This window comes from Pinirhizobacter sp. (assembly GCF_035317885.1).
Taxonomy (GTDB): domain Bacteria; phylum Pseudomonadota; class Gammaproteobacteria; order Xanthomonadales; family Rhodanobacteraceae; genus Pinirhizobacter.
The window spans coordinates 1-7,304 of record NZ_DATHFX010000086.1; the positions used below are offsets into that span (position 1 = coordinate 1).

Annotated in this window: 9 protein-coding genes; 2 read left to right on the forward strand and 7 right to left on the reverse strand. The window is 65.7% G+C overall.

Features of this window, described 5'->3' with window-relative positions:
• Positions 1-156: a nuclear transport factor 2 family protein gene (locus tag VK519_RS17805; protein WP_414692684.1), complete on the forward strand. Its 156-nt coding sequence runs from the start codon at positions 1-3 to the stop codon at positions 154-156.
• Here VK519_RS17805 and VK519_RS02680 read toward each other — a convergent pair.
• From VK519_RS02680 to VK519_RS02700, 5 genes are all read right to left on the reverse strand, one after another.
• The gene (locus VK519_RS02680; RefSeq protein ID WP_324347417.1) at positions 153-827 is read right to left on the reverse strand and encodes an ATP-binding cassette domain-containing protein; all 675 of its coding nucleotides are present in this window, start codon (positions 825-827) and stop codon (positions 153-155) included. The genes VK519_RS17805 and VK519_RS02680 overlap by 4 nt on opposite strands.
• Entirely contained in the window at positions 824-1,501 is a 678-nt protein-coding gene (modB, locus tag VK519_RS02685; protein WP_324347419.1) for a molybdate ABC transporter permease subunit, read from the reverse strand. The genes VK519_RS02680 and modB overlap by 4 nt, the downstream gene beginning before the upstream one ends.
• Positions 1,502-1,645: 144 nt before the next feature.
• Positions 1,646-2,356: a methyltransferase family protein gene (locus VK519_RS02690; protein WP_324347421.1), complete on the reverse strand. Its 711-nt coding sequence runs from the start codon at positions 2,354-2,356 to the stop codon at positions 1,646-1,648.
• Between the two features lie 67 nt (positions 2,357-2,423).
• Positions 2,424-3,809, reverse strand: a complete 1,386-nt coding sequence (locus tag VK519_RS02695) for a sensor histidine kinase (RefSeq protein ID WP_324347423.1) — start codon at positions 3,807-3,809, stop codon at positions 2,424-2,426.
• The gene (locus VK519_RS02700) at positions 3,806-4,471 is read right to left on the reverse strand and encodes a response regulator (RefSeq protein WP_324347425.1); all 666 of its coding nucleotides are present in this window, start codon (positions 4,469-4,471) and stop codon (positions 3,806-3,808) included. The genes VK519_RS02695 and VK519_RS02700 overlap by 4 nt, the downstream gene beginning before the upstream one ends.
• Positions 4,472-4,614: 143 nt before the next feature.
• On the opposite strand from VK519_RS02700, the gene VK519_RS02705 reads away from it, so the two are divergent.
• Complete coding sequence (locus VK519_RS02705; protein WP_324347427.1) at positions 4,615-5,733, forward strand: glycosyltransferase family 9 protein; 1,119 nt, start codon at positions 4,615-4,617, stop codon at positions 5,731-5,733.
• A gap of 9 nt (positions 5,734-5,742) precedes the next feature.
• On the opposite strand, the gene VK519_RS02710 is transcribed toward VK519_RS02705, so the two are convergent.
• Positions 5,743-6,507: a COG4705 family protein gene (locus VK519_RS02710; RefSeq protein ID WP_324347429.1), complete on the reverse strand. Its 765-nt coding sequence runs from the start codon at positions 6,505-6,507 to the stop codon at positions 5,743-5,745.
• A 69-nt stretch (positions 6,508-6,576) separates the two neighbouring features.
• A partial coding sequence (locus VK519_RS02715; protein ID WP_324347431.1) for a discoidin domain-containing protein occupies positions 6,577-7,304 on the reverse strand: 728 nt, incomplete at its 5' end.

The window sequence follows — 7,304 nt, forward strand, 5'->3', positions numbered from 1 at the left end:
GTGTGGGGCGACGGTGCGACGCTTGCCGGCCTGGTCGACTACAAAGGCAAGAGCGAAGGCAAGCCGTTCCAGGTGCGCATTCGCTTCGTCGACGTCTGGCGCAAGAAGGATGGCCGCTGGCAGGTGGTATACACGCAGGCCGCGCGGGTTCCTTAAGCCCCACCGCGGTGGATGCGGCCGTCGCGGATCTCCATTACCTCGTCACCCAACGCATCGGCGTCGGCCGGATCGTGCGTGATCACGATCATCGGCAGGTCGAGGTTCGATTGCAGTTCGGCCAGCTCCTGCCGCAACCGGCCACGCAGCGCCGGATCGACCGCCGAGAACGGTTCGTCCAGCAACAGGATATCCGGGCCGGCGGCCAACGCGCGGGCGAGCGCCGTGCGCTGGCGCTGGCCGCCCGATAGCTGCGAGGGATAGCTGCGCACCACCGCTTCGAGTTCGAACGCCTTGATCCAGCGCGCCGATGTGTCATCCATGCCGCCGCGCGACGGATTGCGCAGGCCCACCTTGCGACCGAAACGGATGTTTTGCGCCACCGTCAGGTGCGGGAACAGCGCATAGTCCTGGAACAGGTAACCGCAGCGCCTGTCCTCCGCAGGAATATCGACACCCTGGTCCGATTCGAACAAGGTGCGGCCGTTCACCACGATGCGTCCGTGGTCGGGCCGCAACAAGCCGGCAACCCCACGCAAGGTGAGTGTCTTGCCGGCACCGGAAGGGCCGTAGATCACCAGGCGACGCTTGTCCGTGGCGAAGGCGACATCCAGTTCGAAGCGTCGATGCTCGCTGATGGCTACGTGGCGGATGGCAACATGGATACTCATGACCGGCGCCTTCCAGGCGCGAGCCTTCCGGCGATCAGCAATACCACCACGCAGGTTACCGAGGCCACCACCACCAGGGTGGTCGCACCGGCATCGTCGCCGGCCTGCACGGCGGCGAAGATCGCGGTGGAAAGCGTCTGCGTTCGCCCGGGCATGTTGCCGGCGATCATCAGCGTGGCACCGAATTCCCCAAGTGCGCGCGCAAAGGCCAACAGCGCGCCGGCGGTGATCCCGCGCGACGCCAACGGCAACAGCACACGGAAGAAGATCGCCGGCCCGCGCAGGCCAAGCACGCGCGCCGCGGCCTCGTATTCGGTGTCGACGTTTTCGAAGGCCGCCTGTGCGGCCTTCTGGATCATCGGGAAAGCCACCAGGGTGGAAGCGATCACCGCGCCTTGCCAGGTGAAGACGGGACTTAAGCCCCAGTGGTCGAGCCAGGCACCCACGGTGCCGCGGCGGCCCAGCAACACCAGCAGGTAGTAGCCCAGCACCGTGGGCGGCAATACCAGCGGCAGGGTCAGCAATGAATCGATGAGGTCGCGCCAGCCTGAGCGCCACCGCGACAGGCCATAGGCCACGGACACGCCCAGCACCAGGTTGATGGCGGTGGCCCACAAGGCGACCTTCAACGACAGCAGCAGGGGTTGCAGGATGTCCAGGGCGTGTGCGTCCATCTATAGTCGGCCCCTCCATGATCGCAAAAACGGGGAAGCCCATGCGTCGCCTGTTCGTGATGTGCCTACTCGCCTGTTTCGCGCTGGGGTCGCACGCCGCCGATGCGCCTTCCATTCACCTGATCGGGATCGGCAAGCCCGCGATCACCCGGGCGGGTCAGCGTCAGTCGGCCTTCCTGGGTGCAGCCAGCGCGAGCGCCGTTTGATCGTCCGTAGCACGACTAACGAAAGCGCCCCCAGGCCCAGTGCCCATAGCCAGATACCGTCGTCGTCAATCCAGGCCGACCACGACTGCTGCTCGATCAGAAGATCCCGCGCGGCTTCCAGGACAAAAAAAGCCAGCGCCACGCCCAGCACGCCGTTGTATTCCCGACGAAGGATGGTGCGGCCACTTAACGGAAGATTGGGCCTTCGCCATCGCGAGAAGTCGGGGACGAAGGCCGGTGTTTGCGAAGCCCATTGGGCGTAGGCCTGGCCATAAATGTCGGCAAGGAAGCGCTCCTCGGCAGCCACGATGCGCTCGACGGCCAGCGCATACAGGGCAAGCGCCAGCAAGGTGAACCACAGCGAGCCAGTAGCAATGCAAAGGCCCGTGACCACCACGCCATTGGCCAGGTACAGCGGGTGCCGAATCCGCGAGTACGCAAACCATCGCATCACCAAGCCCAGGATCGACACCACCATACCAAGCACCGTGACGTCGTCGGTCATCGCGTCGCCAAATACATTCCCTGGCGTACCCGGCCACAACAAGGCGGCGGCAAGGCATGGCAGGAGAACCACACCCATCCCGCTGCGATGGCGGAACAGCCATTCACCCTGTGCTTCGATCGATTCGGTCATACGGCGCGGCATGGGCAGCTCGTTGGCGACGGCACGCCTACTTTGGTCCGGCCAGCTTAAAGCCGGCTTTCGCGCGCCCTCATGGCTCTCTTTTCCACCGATAGGGAATTTCCACCCGCACCCGCAAGCCGCGGCCGAACGAGGAATCGAGCAGTTCAATGGCCGCCCCATGCAGGTCCGCTGCGCGCTTGACGATCGACAGGCCCAGGCCATACCCGTCGCCGGCCCCGGCGAGCTCACGGTGAAAACGCGTGAACACGACCGCACGCCGTGCCGGCGGGATGCCTGGTCCGTCGTCGCTCACTTCGATCGATGCCCAGGATGGCGACGCGGAGATACGGACATCCACCTGGCCGTCGTCGTCGACGTGCCGCAGGGAATTTTCCACCAGGTTCCGTACCAGGGCCTTGAGGGCAGCGTCATGGCCCTGCACCACCACGCTGGGATCGGATGACGACACGCCCAGTTGCACGTGGCTGCCATCAATGACATGGGAGAGTTCCTCGATGGTCTCCCTCACGCACTCAACCAGATCCACGTCCGTCGCGGCGCTGCCGGCTGCACCTGCTTCCAGGCGGGCTAGCGATAACAGCTGTCCGATGCGCCGCGCCAACTGGCCGCCGCCCTTGCGCGCAGCATTGATCCGCTGAGTACGCACCGTGTCGTCGACGGCCGCCAGGGCGTTGTCCAGGTGCACCAGCGTTGCGGCAAGGGGCGTGCGCAGTTCGTGGGCGACATCGGCACTGAAGCGCCGCTCACGCTCGAGGGAATCCTCCAGGCGTTCGAGTTGGCCGTTGATCGCGGCCACCACCGGCACCAGTTCGGCGGGTGCGTTGGCCAGCTCCACGCGCCCGCGATTGCCAGGCTCGCGCCGGGACAGTGACCAAGCCAGTTCATCGAGCGGCCGCAGGCCGCGGGCCACCGCCCAGTTGATCAGGAACGCCAGCAACGGCAGGCCGAACAGCAACGGAAGCGCGTGCTCGATCATCAGCCCGTGCATGATCTCGTTGCGGCTGTCGTGGCGCTCGGCCACGCGGATGGTCGGGCCACCGGTGGCGCTGCGAAGGGTAAACACGCGCCAGTCGTGGCTATCGAAGCGGACATCGCCGAAACCCACTGTCGCCGGCGCCGGTGCCGGCAACAGGCCCAGGTTGCTCGTGTACATCCGCCGATGGCCCTGGGCGTCGTATATCTGGAAGCCCACTTCGGTTTCGAAACGATGTCCTTCCACGTCAATCCGCGTCGGTGTACCGGAAGGCGTAGCCGGCATGGCAAAGCCCGTGTCGCCACCGCCATCGACCAGCACCTGCAATGTGCGCGCCGACTGCGCCAGCCGCCCATCGGACAGTTCGTTCACTTCGTCGAGTGTGTGCATGTAGCTGGCCGCGCCCAGCACCAGCAGCACGGCCGCGACCACCGCGAGGTTGAGCCAACGCAGGCGGCCGCGGATGCTGGGCACCGTCATTCGGCGTCCCGCGGCACCATGTAGCCCACGCCGCGCACGGTGCGGATGGTATCGGGCCCAAGTTTGCGGCGAAGGCCGTGCACATGCACCTCGATGGCATTGCTCTCCACGCCGCGCTCAAGCCCGTACAGCGATTGCTCCAGGCTCTCGCGGCGGACGATTCGCCCGGCACGTTCCATCAACACACGCAACAGGGCGAATTCCCGTGGGGTAAGGGCGAGTTTCTCGCCGTGGTGCTCCACCTGGTAGCTGGCCAGGTCCAGCGACAGCGCCCCGACCACGATCCGGTTGGCGGCAAGGCCATGCGCACGCCGCGTGACTGAACGGATGCGCGCCGCCAGTTCCTCGACATGGAAGGGCTTGACCAGGTAGTCGTCCGCGCCGGCGTCCAGGCCCGCCACGCGCGCCTGCAGGGTGTCGCGGGCGGTCATGATCAACACAGGCGTGCCGACGTTGGCCCGGCGCGCCTCGGCCAACAGTTCCAGGCCATCGTGGCCCGGCAAGCCAAGATCAAGCAGGACCAGATCCGTCCCGGTGTCGCGCAAGGCTTGCCGTGCCGTTCGGCCGTCGCGGACCCATGTCACCGCATGCGACATGGCTTCCAGCGACTGCGCAATGGCTGAGCCGAGCGACAGGTCATCCTCGACCAGCGTGACGTGCAATCGGGCGATCCTCGGTGGCAATGGCGCAACACCACCATTCTCCGCCCACTTGCTTAGGCGCTACTTAAAACCGTCATGGGGCTTTAATGATGATCTAAGGCAAGCTGCCTAGGCTTGGCCCATCCCCCGGCCAGGCACCCCCCATGCCCGTTTCCGATCAGCCCGTACCCAACCCGCAGGCCCCGGCCCTGGCGGCGGGCGCCGAACCGTTCCATGGCCATCTGCACGGAAAGCGCCGACGCATGGTCAGACGCGCCCTGGACCGGCTGCTGGGCCAGGTGGCCAGTGTCGCTCCCGGGGGTCTGCCGACCACGGGCATCCATCGCGTGCTGGTGTTGCGGCCGAACCACCGGCTGGGCAACATGCTGCTGGTCGCTCCCCTGCTGGCGGAACTCGAACGCCTGTACCCGGGCGCGGAAGTCGATATCGTGGGGGCAGGACAGGCGGCGGCGACGGTGTTCGCCGGATACCCCACCGTGCGTTCGATCGAGAACCTGCATCAACGTATCGTGCGCCACCTGCCCGCAACGTTTGCCCTGCTGGGCCGGCTGCGCAAAACCACCTACGACCTGGCCATCGATGCCGGCGGTGGTTCGCAGTCGGGCCGGCTCCTGCTCGCGCTGTCGCGCGCCCACTACAAGCTGGACTGCGCCGAATCGTCGACACCCGACCCCAACCGTCCGCGTCACCTGGCGCAACGGCCGGTACATGCCTTGAGGCGCGCCTATGCGGGCGATGCCGCTGGCGCGTGGCCAGTGATGGACCTTCGCCTGGACGACCACGAACGCATGCGCGGACGACACCTGCTGCTGAAGGTGCTTGGCGGGCCCGCACCGGGACCCGATACCCTGGTGATGACTATCTTTGCCAATGCCACGGGGCCCAAGCGACAGGGAACGGAATGGTGGAACGCCTTCATCGGCTCCCTTGCGCTTCCCGGCCGGGACATCCGCATCGTGGAGATCGTGGCCGCCCATGCCGTTTCGCAATTGCAGTCACGCCATGCCACGTTCTATTCCCGGGACTTGCGCAAGATGGCTGCCGTGATCGGGGCGGCCGACGTATTCATCAGCGCCGACTGCGGCGTGATGCACCTGGCCGTGGCCAGTGGCGTGCGCACCTTTGGTTTGTTCTCGGTCACCGATGCAGGCAAATACGCGCCCTATGGCAACGGCAGCGCGGCGATCGACAACCGAAGCGGCGATCCGCTGGCGGCGGCGCGATTCATCCGGGCCAACCTGATGGGGTTGTTGAACGCGTAGCGTCGTGCCCTACGCGGCCGGCGCCGCGCTTGCCGGCCTTTGCGGAAGCAGCCAGATACCCAGCGCCATGAAGGCCATCAGCGCGGCCGAAGCGGTGAAGCGGCTGAAGGCCAGACCGCCGTGGTCCAGGGGCTTGTCGAGGAAATCGCCCACCACCGCGCCCAGCGGCCGGGTCACGATGAACGCAACCCAGAACAGCACCGTGCGCGGGATAGCCGCCCAGAAGTACGCCGCAGCAACGACCAGAAGGATGCCGCCGAAGATCATCGCGCTGGCGAGATAACCCAGTCCCTGGGTATCGGCCGTCCAGTCGCCCAGGGCGGTGCCCAGCGTCTGCGACAGCATCACGGTCACCCAGTAGAACCACTCCGCACGTGCGCTGGTGATCGTGCGCACCGACACCGAGCCCATCATGCCCCGCCATATGGCCAGCGATGCCAGCAACAACACCAGCAGCAGCAAAGCCCCGCCTGGATAACCCAGGCCAAGGGAGCGGTCGGCGAAGTCCGCGAGCGTCGTACCCACCGTGGTGGTGGCAACGATGGTGGCCCAGTACAACCACGGCTGCAGTTTCGTCGCGCGCACCTGCGCGATCACGAAGGCAACGAACAGGCAGGCGAAGATGCACGTTCCCAACAGGTAGCCCAGGCCCAGCGACATCGACACCGCGTCGCCGCCGGTCTCGCCCAGGGTGGTCGCCGCGATCTTCAGGATCCAGAATCCGAAGGTAATTGCGGGGACCTTGCTTGGACTATCGTTCGTTGCTGCCTGCATGTGACTCGCTTCGCATCTGGACCGACGCATGCTAGCGTTCAATGCTTATGTGAACCTTTGGATGGCGTATCAACCTTCGACCGGTTCCAGATAAAGGCCGAACTCGCTCACACCCGGTGACGCCGTGCGTGCGTCCAGTTGAAGGCGTACACGGCTGGCACGCACGATCGGAAACTTTCGCAGTTCGATCGACGCGGGCTCGCCGCCCGTCACGATGTCGATCCACGTTCCGCCCGATTCGTACTGCACGCGGTACCGTAAGATCTTCGCCGCGTCGCCATAGCCTTCGATATGCCGCGGCTCAATGATCGACACGGTGTTGAAGGCCGTGGGTGTGGCCAAGCGCACTTCGATCCAGCCATCACGCTGTCCCGCATCGGCCTGCCAGTACGTGGCAAAGTTGTCGTCAAAGGCGAGGTCCGGCCCGGAGGTGTCGGCGGTACTGCTGGCGAATGACGGTTTGCCCTGCGCGAGGTTACCGGTGGTGATGGTGACGGCCGGCGAAAGCGTCGGGGCCGGGCCCGGATTGCTCCACAGCTTGCCGATCTCGGCCAGGCGCGCTAGCGCATTCGCATCGAACAGGCCATCGCGGTTCGGGGCACAGTTGAGGATAAGGTTGCAGTGGTTGTCGTTGAAAGGACGCAGCCACTCATCCACGATCTGTGCCGCCGGACGCAGCGCCTGGCCCGGGTAATCGGTTTTCCAGAACCAGTCGCTTTGCAGCGTGGTGCCCGATTGCGAGGGGATGGCGCTGCCCGCCGGGATCTTCTGCCCGGCGTGCTGTTCGTACTGCTTGA